This window comes from Streptomyces sp. NPDC001502 (assembly GCF_042894785.1).
Classification (GTDB): Bacteria; Actinomycetota; Actinomycetes; order Streptomycetales; family Streptomycetaceae; genus Streptomyces; species Streptomyces kutzneri.
In genome coordinates this window covers 208,187-224,044 of record NZ_JBIAVW010000006.1, presented here as the reverse complement: position 1 = coordinate 224,044, position 15,858 = coordinate 208,187, and the positions used below count along the sequence as shown (strand labels likewise).

Genomic DNA, 15,858 nt, shown 5'->3' with positions numbered 1-15,858 from the left:
TCCGGGTCCCGTGCCGGGCCGGCGGCACGCGGGCACGGCCGGACGGCACCCGGGCATGACAGGGCACGGCGGCGCCACCCGGCCGAATCTCCGGGCGCGCCGCAAGATATCAGCCTTCCGCGGAGACGCCAGGATGTTTGTCCGATGGTGATGTCCTACGGCCTCGGCGGCACGCCCGGCACTAGCGTCCCGTGACACCCCGGGAATGCGGGTGCGCTCCGCACTGCATGTGCGGCCCTCCTGCCCCGCCACCCCCTCCCGGCCCTTGGAGCGAGGAGGCACAGTGCCGTCATTGCGGCGGAGATCCATCAGCAGCTTGTCGTTGGCCACGCGATACACGATCGGAAGCGGCCTGGTCATCACCGCCCTTGCGCTCACCCTGATCGCCCTTCTGATACCCGTGGACGGTTTCGGCAGCCGGCCCGCGGCCGCCGTGGCGGGTCCGGCGGCCGGCGACGACGACGGCGGCGGAACGTTGAGCACGGCCTACGGACCACTGACCGCCGCGGACCGGGACTTCGTCCGCAAGGTCCGGCTCGCCGGACTCTGGGAGCTGCCCGCGGGCCGCCAAGCCCAGCAGCGCGGGTCCCGACCCGCGATCAAGACGGCCGGCCAGCACCTCATCGACGGCCACACCGAGCTGGACCGGCAGGTCATCCAGGTCGGCCAGGCCCTCGGTGTCGATCTGCCCAACCAGCCGTCCGCACAGCAGCAGGACTGGTTGGGCCAGATGAACCGTGCACGCGGAGAGGAATACGAACGACTGTTCGTCCAACTGCTGCGCCGAGCTCACGGAAAGGTGTTCGCCCTGCTGGCCGGAATCCGGTCAACGACCAAGAACTCGATGGTCCGGGCCCTCGCCACGTCCGCCAACACCACGGTTCTGGACCACATCACGGTCCTCGAAGACACCGGACTCGTCGACTTCGACGCGCTTTCCGACAATGTCCAACCGACGAAGTGAAGTGATCGCATGAGTAAAAAGGGCCACAAACGCTCACGCCTGTCGAACAAGGTCCTGGGCGTGATATCCGCGCTCGTACTGGGCGGTGGCGGGGTCGCCGTCGTCGCCGGGAACGCGTCCGCCGGCCAGGACAAGGCGGGGCAGATGACGTCCACCATCGACTGCCCCGACGTGGGAGAGAAGCTCACCGCGGTCCCCGAACAGGCCAAGCCCGAGGTCGACGCGAACCTCGCCAAGCTGGACGACCAGGTCGCCGACGCCTACAAGCAGCTCGCCGCCGGGAAGGCGAAGGGCGACGCCGCCCTCCTCGGTGACCTGAAGCAGAAGCGGGACCAGACCATCGCGGGCATGGCCGACGCGATCGGCCGCGGCGGCGAAAAGCCCAAGGACATCCAGGCCTTGAGCGCGTGCACGATGAAGCAGGCGGCAGCCGCGGATGACGGCGCGGCGGCGGCCGCGAGCAAGGGCGAGCAGGGAGCGGCCGCCCAGGCGGCCGCGCAGAAGGGCGGTCCGGCGAAGAACGACTTCGTCAACATCACCAAGATCAAGCCGAACGTGAAGAATCCCGCCCAGGCCGGAAACGCCTCGAAGGGCTCCTTCACCTCGCAGTGCGGCCGCAACGAGAACGGTCACTTCAACCCCGACAACGTGATCGTCGCCCCCGGTGTCTCCAACGGCGCCCACCACATGCACGACTACGTGGGCAACCTGACCACCGACGCCTTCTCCACGAACGGCAGCCTCGCCGCGTCAGGCACCACCTGCGGCAACGGGGACCAGTCCGCGTACTACTGGCCCGTGCTGCGCTTGCGCGACGGCAAGGTGGAGAAGGACGCCAAGGCGCCCGGCGGCGGCCAGGACGGCAATGTCGGCACCATCCTCAAGCCGAAGCAGGTGTCGATCACCTTCAAGGGCAGCCCGGTGGGCAAGGTCACGGCGATGCCCCGCTTCATGCGCATCATCACCGGTGACGCCAAGGCCTTCACCAACGGCAACGGCAACGCCAACGCCTCGTGGAGCTGCACGGGATTCGAGAACCGTCAGCTGAAGGACAAGTACCCGGTCTGCCCGAAGGGCAGTGACGTGGTGCGCACCTTCAACTTCCAGAGCTGCTGGGACGGCAAGAACGTCGACAGCGCCAACCACCGGACGCACGTGGCCTTCGCGGACAAGAACGGCAAGTGCCAGAACGGCTTCAAGGCCATTCCCCAGCTGGTGATGCGCCTCACCTACGGGGTGGCGCCGGGTTCCCGGTTCGCCGTGGACAGCTTCCCCGAGCAGCTCCACAAGCCGGCGACCGACCACGACGACTTCATCAACGTGATGTCGAACGGCCTGATGAACAAGGCCGTGAACTGCATCAACAACGGGCAGAACTGCCGCTGACCCCCGCAGCGGGAGGCTCCCCCTCCACTCCCGGGCCGGACGCCCCTCACCCCCACCCCCGGCGTCCGGCCCGGGACAGGTGTTGGCCCGAAGCCGACTTCGGGCCAACACCGCACGTGTGTGTACGCCGCCGCCGAGTCCCGGCGGCGTACGCATGTCACGGGCCGGCCCCACCGGTCACGCACCCCCAGCACCCCCAGCACCCCATTCCCCCAGCACCCACGGCACGAGACCGGCCCGCACCGGTCGCACATCGCGCGACACCCGGCCGGCCCGGACGGCTCGCGCACCGCACGGCACCACCGCGGCCCGCACCGATCACGCACCGGTCGCGCACCGCTTGACATGACATAGCCCGGCCCGGCGGCGCACACCCCAGGACACGCACCCCCGCCCGGTGGCGCACACACGAAACAGCCCGGCCCGGCCCCGTGATTCGGGGCCGGGCCGGGCTGTTCGCGGTTGTTGTCAGAGGCCGTTGACGCGAGCCATCCGTCCGACGACCAGGGGGGTGAAGTCCGCCTGGATCACGCGGGCGGCCCGGCGGCCGACCCGGGAGTGCTGACGCCGGACCTGGGCCATCAGCCGGCGGCTGCGCAGGGCCATCTCCAGTTCGAATCGTGTACGGGGGTCCCGCAGGCCGGTCCCGAAGAGCTTCTCCAGCTGACGCATGCGGTAACGCACGGTCTGCGGGTGCACACTCAGCGCCTTGGCGGCCTCGGGGGCTCCGCCGCCCTCCAGCCAGGCGAGCAGCGTCACCTCCAGCCGCTCGCTCTGGCGGGGGGTCAGGTCGGCCAGCGGACGCAGCCACCGGGCGGCCAGCGCGTGGGCCAGGGGCTCGTCCTGAAGGAGCAACAGGGTCGAGAGGTGGTCGTCGACGAAGACGGGCCGGACCTCTTGGCCGGGACGGGCGGGCGTCAGTGCGGCCAGGCGCAGCGCCCAGCGCAGTGAGGAGGCGGTGTCGCGGAGCGGGACGGCATGGCCCACGGCCGCGAACCGGCCGCGCAGCAGGTGTTCCAGCGGGGCGCGGGTGTCCGGCTCGGGGCTGGGGACGAGCAGGCACGGACGGCCCGCGAACATGCCGACGAGGCAGTGGTCCAGTACGGCGGCGAGTTGCTGGGTCTCGCCGGGCGTGGCGGGCACGATGGCCCGTACGGCGAGCGGGAGGGGCCAGCCGGCCGCCTCCGCGAGCTCGCTGAGGGACATCTCGGATGCGTCCCTGTCATCGGTGAGCGTCTTGAAGAGGTCATGCCGCGCCCGGTCCATCTCGCGGATGCCTTCCTGCCGGGCCTCGTGCCGGCTTCCGCGCCGGGCCTCGCGCAGACCTTCATTACGGACCTCGCGCAGACCTTCGTTGCGGACCTCGCGGAGACCTTCGCGGTGGCCTTCGCGAAGACCCTCGTTGCGGGCCTCGTTGGGAGCCTCGCGGAGACCTTCGTGCCGGCCCTCGTGTGTGACCTCGTACTCGGCCCTGGCCGCGATCCCGACCTCGATCCCGTGCTCGACCTTGCTGTCGAACTGGCTCTCGACCTCGATCTGGTTCTCGATCTCGTCCTCGCTCTCGGCCTGTTCATCGTGCTCGTCCGGTGCTTGTTCCCGGGGCTGTTCCTGGTAGCCGAGGACGGTGAGGAGTGCCTCTTCCACCCGCTGCCGGAACAACTCGTCATCAATGGCATCGTTGTCATCGATAAGTGCGGAAAATTCCGGAATTCCATGCAGAAGCTCCTCCACTATCTCGGCGGCCAGCGAGGGGAGTTCCCTGCGCAGGACGCGCGTCCACTCGCCACGCGGGCGGGACCAGATGCGGTTCAGAAGTTCACACATCGTTTTCCTCGTTCGTGCCGGGGTGAGGCTTGTCAGGGGGGAAGAGCGACAAGCCCGCCGAGGTTGCCCCTCACGTCAACATCCGTGTCTGACGCGAGAGTTGCGGCCCTCGTACTCCCTCCTGGAGAGGTCCGACCACTTACGGTCCCGTTGTTTTGCCGTTCTTTTACCGTCGGGGACGCGTAGGTGACGGTCGGCGCGGTGGCCTGTCGCAACCCCCGCTGGAGGGGAATCTTCCGGTGTTGTTCGACGCGCCGGAGACGCGGTGCGAGAAATTATCACGTTTCGATAAAACCTGTGGAGCTGCTGTGCAGCTCCACGATGCTGCTGCACTCCGGCCCCAAGTTCCCTCGGCCGGCGCGGAGTTTCACAGCGCTGCCGGGTACGACGACAACGACCCCCGGGTACCGAGCGCCAGGTGGAGTGCTCGGATGCCCAGGCGCACAGGAGACCTGGATGCCCCTGCCCCAGCCTCGAATGCCCAGCTCACACAGGGCACGCCGCAAGAACCGCCATGCCTCGGCTGCGGCTGCGGCTGCCGGACGGAGGGCCGTCCGGCGGCCCTCCCTCCTTCCCAAGGACGGCAGGCTGAGCCCCGGCGTGCTCTGCGCCGTCGGCGCGGCCATCGTGCTCGTCACCGTGGCTGCCCGAGCGGGCGCCTTCACCCAACTATGGGCCTTCCTCGATTTCGGAGCAGGCGTGCTCTCGCTCGTCTCGCTCACCGCTACCGTCCTTTGGGGACTGGCCGCGACCGACCGGGTCATCCTCGGTTCGGGGCACCGGCTGCTCGCCCAGGGTGCGCACCGCGGGCTCGCCGTCGCAGGGCTCCTTTTCCTCGCCCTGCACATCTGGATCAAGGTCGCGGGGCAGCGGACGACCGCGGCGTCCGCGGCCGTGCCGTTCACTGACGCCACCAGGCCCGTCCTGGTCGGGCTCGGCAGTCTGGCCGGATACCTCTTCATTGCGGTGGCCATCTCCGGCGCGGTGCGCAGCGTGTTCAACACCAGGAGCGGCTCGGCGTGGTGGCGGGTCCTGCACTTCGGCGCCTATCCGGCCTGGGGCGCCTCACTGGTGCACGGCCTGAAGTCGGGCCGCGCGGCCGCCCCCTGGGTCACGTCCGCGTACGCGCTGGCCCTGCTCGGCATCGTGGGTGTACTCGTGTTCCGGGTCAGGAGCCGGATGCGCGAAGCGGCCGTCTTCGTGCCGCCTGTCCCCCAGCCCGTGGCGCAGGAGCCCGTCAAGGGCGGCGTGCCCCGACAGAGGCGCGGCTCGCGTCCGGCAGCGGCAGCCGTGACCGCGAACCAGGCCCAGCCGCCCCGGCCCGACCGGCCGGCCCTGAGCGACCGACCGCCCCTGAACAACGAACCTCCGCGCACCGCCGTCTACGCGCCGAGCCGCGCCGGCACAGCAGCTGACGCCGAGACGCTCATCAGCCGGGATCAGTGGCTGTGAGCGGTGAGACGCGCCCCAGCCTCGGCTGCGTGGGCGCTCCCCGGCTGCTGGCCGGGCTCGACCAGGCCGCGCGGCTCGACCGCGTGGCCCATCTGACGACACACGGCCAAATGCCCCGCTACCGGCCGGAGGAACTCGTCGACCTCGCCGAGAACATCGACCTCCGCGGTCGCGGCGGCGCGGGCTTCCCGTTCGCCAAGAAACTGCGCTCCGTGATGCGGTCGGCCCGCGCCGGGGACGGACAGACCGCCGTCGTCGTCAACGGCAGTGAGGGCGAGCCGAGTTGCCTCAAAGACACCGCGCTGCTGCTGCACACCCCCCATCTGGTGCTCGACGGGGCCCTGCTGGCCGCCGCCGCGCTGAACTCCGAGGACGTCGTGGTGGGCGTCACCCGGAGGGACGTGGAGCAGTCACTGCGGGAGGCCGTTGCCGAACGCGGCCCGGCAGGGCGCCGGGTGCAGATCAAACTGCTCCCCGAGCGCTTCGTGACCGGCGAGAGCACGGCGCACGTGAACGGCCTCAACGGCGGGCCGACGCTGCCCTCCGGCCAGAAGGTGCGCACCAGTGACCGGGGCCTGAACGGCGTGCCGACTCTCTTCTCCAACACCGAGACCTTCGCGCAGCTCGCCGTCGCCGCCCGGCTCGGCGCGCTGGACTTCCGTGCGACCGGCCTGCCCAGCGAGCCGGGCACCATCATGCTGACGGTCGCGGGCAACACGGTCGTCGAGACGCCGAGCGGGGCCGCGCTCTCCTACATCCTGGAACTGTGCGGCACCGATCCGGGTCAGGGTGTCCTGGTCGGCGGCTATCACGGCAAATGGCTCGATCCGGCATCCGCGCGTGCCGCCGAGATCTCACGCGAGTCCCTCGACCGGCTCGGCGCGCGGCTGGGGGCGGGGGCGGTGCTGCCGCTGCCCATGGACACCTGCCCGGCCGGCGAAGTGGCGCGCGTGACCCGTTGGTTGGCCAAGGAGTCGGCCGGCCAGTGCGGCCCCTGCGTACGCGGGCTACCCGCCATCGCCGACGTACTGGACGAAGCCATCCGGGGCGGGGGCAGACCCGCCCTGGAGATGCTGGAGCTCCGGATGAAGGCGGTGCTGAAACGCGGCGCGTGCAGCCATCCAGACGGCACCTCGGCCTTCGTCGCCTCGGCGCTCAGGACCTTCCCGGACGAGTTCCGCGACCACGCGCTCGGCAGCGGTTGCGGCAGACGGGTGCTGGGCGCCCTTCCGCTGCTTGAGGACGACGAGAGTCCGGAGCGGCTCTTGGTCGACTGGACCCTCTGCAGAGGCCACGGGCTGTGCGTGGACGTCCTGCCCGATGTGGTCCGCCTCGACCTGGACGGCTTCCCGGCGGAGGCGTCCATGGCCGTGCCCCGCCAGTTGCGGCAGAAGGCGCAGCGCGCGGTACGGCGCTGCCCGGCCCTCGCGCTGCGCATCCAGGACTGAACCAATGCCCCGGGTTCAATGTTGGCGCGATCTGACAAATTCCCGGGGATATCCGCTCCCAACCCTCCCGGCCCCGTATCAATTACCGGGGGCAAGGAAACGCGGAACCGAACCTGAAGGAGAGATCGTGAAGATAAAGCGTCGTGAGATATTCGCCGGGTCAGCGGTCGCGGTACTGATGATGACGACAGCCGCATGCGGAAGCTCCGACAATTACGGGGGAAAGGCGCCGGCAGTACAGCCGGTGGGTGACAGCAAACAGGCCGGATCCGGCTACGGCGACCCGTACGGAAGCGGTTCGGGGGCCGCCCCGGCGGGCGCCGCCGGCAAGAGCGGCCCGGCCGGACAGCTGAAGGTGAGCGAGGTCCAGGGCCTGGGACCCGGGGTCACCGACAGCGAGGGCTTCACGCTCTACCGGTTCGACAAGGACACGCCGAAGCCGCCCAAGTCCAACTGCGAGGGGGACTGCGCCGCGGCCTGGCCCGCGGTGTCCGCGGACGACGCCTCGGTCAGCGCGGGCATCGACGCGGCGCTCCTCGGCTCCGTCGAACGGGCCGACGGCACCAAGCAGCTCACGCTCGCCGGATGGCCCGTGTACCGCTACTCCAAGGACGCCAAGGCAGGCGACGCGCTCGGCGAGGGGGTCGGCGGCACCTGGCACGTACTGGGCCCGGGCGGCAAGCCGGCCGGGGCGAGCAAGGGCACGGGCGCCGGGGCGGAGAAGGAGAAGGAGGAGAAGGCGGACGCGGCGGCGAAGGGCGGCGAACTCACCGCCGTGCAGAACCCCCAGCTCGGAACCCTCGTCGAGGACGGGGAGGGCAAGACGCTCTACCGGTTCGACAAGGACAGCGCCTGGCCGATGAAGATCGGCTGCGTGGACGCCTGCACGGACACCTGGAAGCCTGCCAAGCCCGTCGAAAAGGACAAGGTAAACGGAATCGCCCCGGAATTGATTGGAAAGGTGAAGCGGCCTGACGGAAGCGAGCAATTGACGATCGACTGCTGGCCGGTCTACACCTTCACCGGTGACAAGGAACCCGGGGACACCACCGGGCACAACAACAAGGGCCTCTGGTTCGCCATCACCGACAAGGGCAAGAAAGCGAAGGTCGTCGGCTAGCACCTGTCCGCGGCCCGCCGATCCGCCCCTGAAACGCGTGGTGCCCGGGTACCTCCCCGCCCGGGCGCCACGGCTCCTCCCCGATCAGCCAGAGAGGTCACCATGCCGTCCACCGACCGCAGCACCCGCCGGATCCGGCGGATCCGCCCGTCACTTCCGGCCGTCGCGGCGGTGTGTGTCGCCGCGCTGCTGTGCGGGGGCTGCTCCTCGAAGGCGGCGGCGCAGCACACCTCGGCCGGGGCCTCGCCGACCGCGGCGCCCGCGGCGGCGGCGCCCGGGACCTCCCTGGAGCAGATCGCCACGGCTATCGGCTGTACCGCCGAAGTGAACGTGGAGGCCGAGGAGTTGCGCCAAGGCGGGTGCCAGGCCGGGCAGGTCGTCTACCGCATGGTCACCTTCACCGCCGAGCAGGGACTGCGCTCCTGGCTGACCGAGGCCCGGATGTACGGCGGCCTCTATCTGGTCGGCGACCGATGGGTCGTCACCGCGCCGACGGAGGAAGCCCTGACCACGCTGCGCGGACGACTCGGCGGCAACCTGGAAGCCGGCGACACGCACGGCGACGCACACCGCGGGACGCCGGGGGCAACGCCCGGCGGGACGCCGGGAGCAGCAGTCGGCGGGACACCCGGTGCGACACCCGGTGCGACGCCCGGCGAGACACACGGTGGCAGCCACGAGGGCGGGCACGACGGCGGCCAGGGTGGCGGCCACTGAGGCCGCTCCTGAAACCGCGCACACGTCGGCCCCCGGCACGCACGACCGGGGGCCGACTGCGGCGTGTCGGCCACCTGTCCGGTTGTCGGCTCGTTCGTGAGGAGCACAGGGCACGAACCCTCGGGATGATTCGGCCGGGCGCCGGGTGCAACAAGGTGGACGCGTAAGCGACTTCACCGAAAGGAACGGGTCAGTGCGCCTGAAACGCCTCGCACCGCTGCTCGCCGCCGCCGGACTCATCGCCACCACCGTGCCCCTGCTGTCCGCGGCCCAGGCCTCCGCCGCCCCGGCCGCCGACCACCTTCGGCAGAAACCCGCATGGCACCGCTGCAGCCCCGAGCAGCCGGCCTCGTACGAGTGCGCGACGCTCAAGGTCCCGCTCGACTACCGGCGTCCCGACGGGCGCACGATCGACCTCGCCATATCCCGGATCAAGAGCGAGAACCCGGCCAAGCGGCACGGCGCCATGCTGCTGAACCCCGGGGGCCCGGGCGGTTCCGGCCTCGACCTGCCGCTGCTGATGAGCCCGGCGATGCCGAAGGACGTACGGGAGAGCTACGACCTCATCGGCTTCGACCCGCGCGGGGTGGGCGCCAGCAGCCCGATCACCTGCGGACTGACCGACACCGAGCAGAACTTCAACCGCGCCTACCGTCCGGAGACCTTCGGCTCCGACGTGACCTGGGCGCGCACCGTCGCCGACAAGTGCCGCGAGAAGGCCGGTTCGGTGCTTCCGTACATCACCACCCGCAACACGGCGCGGGACATGGACACGATCCGTGCGGTCCTCGGCGAGCGCAAGCTCTCCTACCTGGGCTACTCGTACGGGACCTACCTCGGCGCGGTCTACTCGCAGATGTTCCCGGACCGCACGGACCGCTTCGTGCTCGACAGCGGCGTGGACCCGCAGCGGATCTGGCGCGGCATGATCCAGGTCTGGGCCACCGAGGCCGAGCCCGCCTTCGCGCGGTGGACGCAGTGGGCGGCGCAGCGGTCGGCGGAGTACAAGCTGGGCGACACCCCGAAGGCCGTGTCCGAGACGTTCTGGGAACTGGTGGCGCGCGCCGACAAGGAGCCGTTCGAGTTCGAGGGCATGAAGGTCGACGGGGACATGATCCGCTCCACGCGCGGGGTGTTCTTCTACCCGGCGCAGGCCACCCCGATGATCGTGGCCCTGAAGGCAGCGGCCGAGGGCGGGCCGCTGCCCGCGGGCACGACCCCGGCGGAGCTCAAGGGGCTGCTGACGGGCGGCGCGACGGCCGAGCCCGCGTCGGACAACGGCACCGCCGTGTTCTGGGCCGTGGCGTGCGGGGACACCGGCAGCTGGCCGCGCTACACCGAGCAGTACGAGCGCGACGCGGTGAAGGACAAGGCCAAGTACCCGCTCTACGGGGACTTCGCGTCCAACATCAAGCCGTGCGCCTTCTGGGACCGGCCGGTCGAGGCGGCCACGCCGATGCACAAGCGGGCGAACGTGCTGACGGTGCAGAACGAGTGGGACTCCCAGACGCCGCTGGTGAGCGGCCAGGGCCTGCACAAGGCCCTCAGGGGCTCGCGGATGGTGCTGGCGGCGGGCGGTGAGGGCCACGGCGTGTACCTGTCCGACCCCACCTCCTGTGCCAACGCCCTGGTGAGCGCGTACCTGGTCACGGGCAAGCTGCCCGCCCAGGACGTGACCTGCCAGAACCCGCCGGCCGCTGCCGAGCGGCGCGAATCGGCGGCGCCCGCGAAGCCGCTGCCGTTCCCGTCCTCCCCCGGCCGGTTCTGACACCACCCGGACACGGACTCCGGGGCGTGCCCCGCACGTAGCACCACGCATCGACCTGCGGAACCTGCCCGAGGCCTCGGCCCGGGCAGGTTCCGCAGCCGGTTCCGACGGCGGGAGGAGACGAGGAACGCGTCAGGGGTGGGGGGCCGGACAGCCCTCAGGGAGCGATGGATGCCTCGGCGGCCGCCTTGATGCGGCGGCCGAAGTCGGGGGCGTCCTTGCGGGCCGCACCGGCCGCGAGGCCGACGAGCAGCTTGCCGAGGCCGTGGCCTTCGAGTGTGTTGAAGATGCGGACGCGGGTGCGGCCGCCGGGGAGGGATTCGAGGTCGTAGCCGCCCTCCGCCGTGACGAGGTTGCGGCTCTGCTCCGTCCAGCGGACCAGGTGCGGCGGTTCCAGGCCGACGATGCGGAACTCACGGCCGGTCTTCATCCCGGCGTCCTTGACCGTGCTCCGGAAGACCGTGCCGAGGGCCGTGGGGCCGTCCGGGGTCTTGGTGATCTCCTGGACGCGCGGGCTGAACTCGGGGTCGTGCCGACCGTCCGCGAGGTAGGCGAACACCGCCTCCACCGGTCGGTCGATCTCGACACTCGCCTCGAACTGTCCGGACATATGGGCTCCTCGGTGCGGCTACTACCTCTGATCCACGATCCCAGACCGGCACCCTACGCGCGCGCCGACGGCCCGGCGGCCGGCTCCTGGTCCGGGGCGGCGGCGGGCCCGGCAGGCGCAGCGCCCGCCCGGCTGCCGCGCAGCGGGGTCAGCAGCCCGCCGCCGAGGATCAGCAGGCACAGCGCCCCGCCCGCCAGGCTGACCGCCGGGACCCCGTGCCGGGCGGCCAGCAGAGTGAGCACGGCCGCGCCCACCGGGCCCGAGGCGTTGTGCACGGTCCAGAAGGCGGACGTGACTCGGCCGAGCAGGTGGTCCGGGGTCACTTCCTGGCGCAGGGTCATGCTGCAGATCCCGCCCAGGGTCATCCCGAACATGGAGACGGCGCTCAGTACGGCGATCACCGGCACGCTGCGGCTGACGCCCGTCACCGTCACCCCGACGGCGATCATCGCGATCGAGGCGAGCCAGCACGTGCCGAACCCGAAGAGCCGGCGCAGCCGCCCCGCGCTCAGGGCCGCGGCGACCGACCCGGCCCCGCCGGCGGCGATCACGTAGCCGAGGGTGGCCGCGTCCCGGCCGAGGTCGTGCTGGACCCGGTAGATCAGCAGGTCGGTGGCGCCCATGGTGACGAAGGTCAGCAGGGTGAGCCCTACGGTGAGCGGGCGCAGCAGCGGGTGGCTCCACAGGAAACGGAAGCCGACCACGAACATCTCCCGGAACACCCCGGCCCCGCCCCCGGCTCCCGCCCTGTCCCCGGGCTCGTCCGTCGCCCTGTCCGCGCCTTCCCCGGCCGGGCGCGCGGTGAACCGCACCCACCCCAGGCTCGCGGCGGAGACCAGGAAGGTCGCCCCGTCCAGGGCCAGTGCCCAGTCCGCGCCCACTCCGGCCGTCAGGAAGCCGGCCACCACCGGCCCGAGCAGGCTCCCGAGGGCGAAGGTGCCCATCAGCCGTCCGTTCGCGGCCGTGAGGTCCTGCGTACGCACCAGATTGGGGATGGCCGTCACGTACGCGACGTCGAAGAGCGTCCGCAGTACTGCGGTGAGCGCGGTCAGCACGTACAGCAGCCAGATCTGCGGCCCGGCGACCCACCAGACGAGCGGGACCGCGCCGAGCAGCACGGCCCGCACCAGATCGCAGACGATCATGAGCCTGCGGCGGTCCACCCGGTCCACCACGTATCCGGCGAAGACCCCCGTGCCGATGGCGGTGGCGGCGGAGACGACCGTGACCAGGCCCATCTGGACGATGGATCCGGTGGCGTCGAGGACGAGCAGGGGAAGCGCGAGCATCGAGACGGACCCGCCGAGCACGGACAGCGCCTGGCCGAGCCAGAAGACGGTGAAGTCCCTGTTCCGCCGCAACGGCGGTACCGCGTCGTAGGTCCTGGATTCCGCCGAGATGTCCTGCTCCCCCGTTCCCGCCGGCCGCCTTGGTGGACGGCCGATGGCGCGAGCGTAGGCGAGCCGGTCCGCCGCCCGCCAACGTGTTTTCCCCCGACACCCCTGGTCCCGGCGGTGGCCGCCGACAGCGGCCACCCTCCGGCTGCTCCGACCGGCGGAAGTCGGGGCGGCCGTGCGACCCGGGCCCGCGCGCGCCGCCCCGCCGCCCGTCGGCGGTCTGGTACGACGTTGGCCTCGACCACTCGAAGGAGGGCCCTGGGTGTCCGACGACGCGCAGCCGAAGCAGCGGACCGAAGCGGATACGAAGGCGCTGGCGCAAGCGGCGGCGCTGATCGTCGGCGCCCAGCGTGAGGCGGTGGCGATCCTGCGGAGGGCCGGTACGGAGCTGCTGCCCGAGGAGCGCGCCCTGTTCTCGGCGGACCGCTGCATGGGTGAGCTGGATCCGCCGCCGACTCCGCACTTCTGCCTCTGTATGCGCTACCGGGGCAACAACCACGAGCCCTGCGTGAACACCTTCATCGATCACACCGGTCCTGATCTCGGCTCGGGATCCCCTCGGGTGCGCTGCGGGCACGGGAAGGGTGTGCACGGGCAGATCTGAGCGAAGCCCCCGCCGGCGCGCGGCCGACGGGGGCTTCGCCGTGAAGGTGCTAGCCGAGCAGGGCGTACACGGTGGAGGCCGTGGCCGCCGGGTCCTCGGCGCCTTCGGGGGTCAGGGTGATGTCGGCGAAGGCCATCCGCTTGCCGAGCTTGGTCACCCGTACGTGGATCAGTACGTCGGCCCCGACCACCGGCCGCTGGAAGCTGGTGGACTGCTGGACGGTGGTCATCGGACCGTAGGTGCCGCGGGCGGCGGAGATCGCGATGACGGTGGCCGTGTCGGCGGCCGCCATCATGGCCTGGCCCGAGAGGCCGCCGCCGTCCCGGGCGAGCTCGTCGGACCAGGGCAGCCGCAGTACGGCGTGCCGCTCCCCGGTCTCCTGGACGGTCAGTCCGAGGGCGAGCACCCAGGGGGCGAAGTTGTCGGTAAGGATCTTGTCTGCGTCTGCCGGTGAGATCGTCACCGGGAGATTGTGGCGGTCCGGCCGGACCGCCACAATCCCCTTCCGGTCAGAGGCCGGCGGCCAGTTCCGTGCCCTGCCGGATGGCCCGCTTGGCGTCGAGCTCGGCCGCCACGTCTGCGCCGCCGATCAGGTGGGCTTCGACGCCCGCCGCGCGCAGGGCCTCGTACAGGTCGCGGCGCGGCTCCTGGCCCGTGCACAGGACCACCGTGTCGGCGGGCACGAGGTGCTGTTCGCCGCCGACGGTGATGTGCAGGCCCTGGTCGTCGATGCGGTCGTACGTGGCTCCCGCGACCGAGACGACGCCCCGGTGCTTGAGCTCCGCGCGGTGGATCCACCCGGTGGTGGTGCCGAGCCCCGCGCCGACCTTGGTGGCCTTGCGCTGGAGGAGGTGGACCTGGCGCGGCGTCGCGGGGCGCTCGGGGGCGGTGAGCCCGCCGGGGCCGGCGTACGTGGTGTCCACGCCCCAGTGGCGGAAGTAGACGTCGGGGTCCTGGGAGGCGCCCTCGCCGCTGTCGGTGAGGAACTCGGCGACATCGAAGCCGATGCCGCCGGCGCCGACGACGGCGACGCGCTCGCCGACGGGGGCTCCGTCGCGCAGCACGTCGAGGTAGTTGACGACGTTGGCGTGGTCGACGCCCTCGATGTCCGGGGTGCGCGGGGTGACGCCGGTGGCGATGACGACCTCGTCGTAGCCCTGGAGGGTCTCCACGTCGGCGCGGGTGTTCAGGCGGACCTCGACGCCGGACTCCACGAGCTGGGTGCCGAAGTAGCGGATGGTCTCCTCGAACTCCTCCTTGCCGGGGATGCGGCGGGCGACGTCGAGCTGGCCGCCGATGTGGCCGGAGGCCTCGAAGAGGGTGACGGCGTGGCCGCGGCCGGCGGCGGAGACCGAGCAGGCGAGACCGGCGGGACCGGCTCCGACGACGGCGACGCGCTTCTTGGTCCGCGTCGGGGACAGGACGAGCTCGGTCTCGTGGCAGGCGCGCGGGTTGACCAGGCAGCTGGTGATCTTGCCGCTGAAGGTGTGGTCGAGGCAGGCCTGGTTGCAGCCGATGCAGGTGTTGATGGTCTCGGAGCGGCCGGCCGCGGCCTTGGCGACGAAGTCGGCGTCGGCCAGGAAGGGGCGGGCCAGGGAGACCAGGTCGGCGCGGCCGTCGGCGAGCAGCTCCTCGGCGATCTCCGGGGTGTTGATGCGGTTGCTGGTGACGAGGGGGACGGACACCGCGCCCATCAGCCGCTTGGTGACCCAGGTGTAGGCGCCGCGCGGGACGGAGGTGGCGATGGTGGGGATGCGGGCCTCGTGCCAGCCGATGCCGGTGTTGATGATGGTGGCGCCGGCCGCCTCGATCTCCTTGGCGAGGTGGACGACCTCGTCGAGGGTGGAGCCGCCGGGGATGAGGTCGAGCATGGAGAGGCGGTAGATGAGGATGAAGTCCTCACCGACGGCCGCGCGGGTGCGCCGGACGATCTCCAGCGGGAAGCGGACGCGGTTCTCGTACGCGCCGCCCCAGCGGTCGGTGCGCTTGTTCGTCGCGGCGGCGATGAACTCGTTGACCAGGTAGCCCTCGGAGCCCATGATCTCGACGCCGTCGTAGCCCGCGAGCTTGGCGAGGCGGGCGGCGCGCACGAAGTCCTCGACGGTGCGCTCGACCTCGATGTCGGTGAGCTCGTTCGGGACGAAGGGGCTGATGGGGGCCTGGATGGCGCTGGGGGCCACCAGGTCCTTGTGGTAGGCGTAGCGGCCGAAGTGGAGGATCTGCATCGCGATCTTCCCGCCCTCGGCGTGTACGGCCTCGGTGATCACCCGGTGCTCGGCGGCCTCGTCCTCGGTGGTGAGGCGGGAGCCTCCCTCGAAGGGGCGGCCGGCGTCGTTCGGGGAGATGCCGCCGGTGACGATCAGGCCGGCGCCACCGCGGGCGCGCTCGGCGTAGAAGGCGGCGAGCCGCTCGAAACCGCCCTGGTGCTCTTCGAGGCCGGTGTGCATCGAGCCCATGATCACGCGGTTCGGCAGGGTGGTGAAGCCGAGGTCCAGGGGGCTCAGCAGGTGCGGGTACCGGCTCTGGGAACTCATGAGGGGCGCCTCCTCGCGCGGGGGTGATGAACCT

The 15,858-nt window shown here is 71.2% G+C and carries 13 protein-coding genes; 8 read left to right on the top strand and 5 right to left on the bottom strand.

From position 1 onward, the window contains the following. Positions 1-322 precede the first annotated feature (322 nt). Together ACFY0D_RS12780 and ACFY0D_RS12775 are read left to right on the top strand one after the other, a co-directional pair. Positions 323-964: a DUF4142 domain-containing protein gene (locus ACFY0D_RS12780; RefSeq protein WP_390798348.1), complete on the top strand. Its 642-nt coding sequence runs from the start codon at positions 323-325 to the stop codon at positions 962-964. A 9-nt stretch (positions 965-973) separates the two neighbouring features. Beyond that, a complete protein-coding gene (locus ACFY0D_RS12775) occupies positions 974-2,350 on the top strand; it encodes a DUF1996 domain-containing protein (protein ID WP_390798347.1) in 1,377 nt (458 codons plus the stop codon). Positions 2,351-2,818: 468 nt separating this feature from the next. Here ACFY0D_RS12775 and ACFY0D_RS12770 read toward each other — a convergent pair whose 3' ends face one another. Then, the gene (locus ACFY0D_RS12770; protein WP_390798346.1) at positions 2,819-4,174 is read right to left on the bottom strand and encodes a PucR family transcriptional regulator; all 1,356 of its coding nucleotides are present in this window, start codon (positions 4,172-4,174) and stop codon (positions 2,819-2,821) included. A 600-nt stretch (positions 4,175-4,774) separates the two neighbouring features. Between ACFY0D_RS12770 and ACFY0D_RS12765 the strand changes: the two genes are divergently transcribed. The 5 genes from ACFY0D_RS12765 (at position 4,775) to ACFY0D_RS12745 (ending at position 10,679) form a co-directional block, all read left to right on the top strand. Next, on the top strand, positions 4,775-5,626 hold the full coding sequence (locus ACFY0D_RS12765; RefSeq protein WP_390798345.1) for a hypothetical protein: 852 nt from the start codon (positions 4,775-4,777) through the stop codon (positions 5,624-5,626). Further along, on the top strand, positions 5,623-7,074 hold the full coding sequence (locus ACFY0D_RS12760; RefSeq protein WP_390798344.1) for an NADH-ubiquinone oxidoreductase-F iron-sulfur binding region domain-containing protein: 1,452 nt from the start codon (positions 5,623-5,625) through the stop codon (positions 7,072-7,074). The genes ACFY0D_RS12765 and ACFY0D_RS12760 overlap by 4 nt, the downstream gene beginning before the upstream one ends. A gap of 4 nt (positions 7,075-7,078) precedes the next feature. Then, on the top strand, positions 7,079-8,194 hold the full coding sequence (locus ACFY0D_RS12755) for an SCO0930 family lipoprotein (protein ID WP_390798343.1): 1,116 nt from the start codon (positions 7,079-7,081) through the stop codon (positions 8,192-8,194). A 102-nt stretch (positions 8,195-8,296) separates the two neighbouring features. Beyond that, positions 8,297-8,911: a hypothetical protein gene (locus ACFY0D_RS12750; protein WP_390798342.1), complete on the top strand. Its 615-nt coding sequence runs from the start codon at positions 8,297-8,299 to the stop codon at positions 8,909-8,911. 193 nt (positions 8,912-9,104) lie between these two features. Next, positions 9,105-10,679: an alpha/beta hydrolase gene (locus ACFY0D_RS12745; protein WP_390798341.1), complete on the top strand. Its 1,575-nt coding sequence runs from the start codon at positions 9,105-9,107 to the stop codon at positions 10,677-10,679. Positions 10,680-10,836: 157 nt separating this feature from the next. Here ACFY0D_RS12745 and ACFY0D_RS12740 read toward each other — a convergent pair whose 3' ends face one another. Further along, positions 10,837-11,289, bottom strand: coding sequence for an SRPBCC family protein (locus ACFY0D_RS12740; RefSeq protein ID WP_390798340.1), 453 nt, complete (start codon positions 11,287-11,289; stop codon positions 10,837-10,839). 53 nt (positions 11,290-11,342) lie between these two features. Beyond that, positions 11,343-12,650 carry an MFS transporter gene (locus tag ACFY0D_RS12735; protein ID WP_390798339.1) on the bottom strand — a complete coding sequence of 436 codons (1,308 nt, stop codon included), beginning with the start codon at positions 12,648-12,650 and terminating at the stop codon, positions 11,343-11,345. Positions 12,651-12,948: 298 nt separating this feature from the next. Between ACFY0D_RS12735 and ACFY0D_RS12730 the strand changes: the two genes are divergently transcribed. Then, positions 12,949-13,290: a hypothetical protein gene (locus ACFY0D_RS12730; protein ID WP_390798338.1), complete on the top strand. Its 342-nt coding sequence runs from the start codon at positions 12,949-12,951 to the stop codon at positions 13,288-13,290. Between the two features lie 49 nt (positions 13,291-13,339). Here the strand turns inward: ACFY0D_RS12730 and ACFY0D_RS12725 are convergent, their stop codons facing one another. Beyond that, a complete protein-coding gene (locus ACFY0D_RS12725) occupies positions 13,340-13,753 on the bottom strand; it encodes a PaaI family thioesterase (RefSeq protein WP_189741936.1) in 414 nt (137 codons plus the stop codon). 46 nt (positions 13,754-13,799) lie between these two features. Then, positions 13,800-15,824: an FAD-dependent oxidoreductase gene (locus ACFY0D_RS12720; RefSeq protein ID WP_390798337.1), complete on the bottom strand. Its 2,025-nt coding sequence runs from the start codon at positions 15,822-15,824 to the stop codon at positions 13,800-13,802. Between the last annotated feature and the right edge of the window lie 34 nt (positions 15,825-15,858).

What these genes read in the sequence shown, in the direction of transcription:
- ACFY0D_RS12755 (WP_390798343.1), top strand. Translation starts at nt 7,079, where the DNA reads ATGCCCCGGGTTCAATGTTGGCGCGATCTGACAAATTCCCGGGGATAT.
- ACFY0D_RS12750 (WP_390798342.1), top strand. Translation starts at nt 8,297, where the DNA reads ATGCCGTCCACCGACCGCAGCACCCGCCGGATCCGGCGGATCCGCCCG.
- ACFY0D_RS12740 (WP_390798340.1), bottom strand. Translation starts at nt 11,289, where the DNA reads ATGTCCGGACAGTTCGAGGCGAGTGTCGAGATCGACCGACCGGTGGAG.
- ACFY0D_RS12720 (WP_390798337.1), bottom strand. Translation starts at nt 15,824, where the DNA reads ATGAGTTCCCAGAGCCGGTACCCGCACCTGCTGAGCCCCCTGGACCTC.
- ACFY0D_RS12770 (WP_390798346.1), bottom strand. Translation starts at nt 4,174, where the DNA reads ATGTGTGAACTTCTGAACCGCATCTGGTCCCGCCCGCGTGGCGAGTGG.
- ACFY0D_RS12775 (WP_390798347.1), top strand. Translation starts at nt 974, where the DNA reads ATGAGTAAAAAGGGCCACAAACGCTCACGCCTGTCGAACAAGGTCCTG.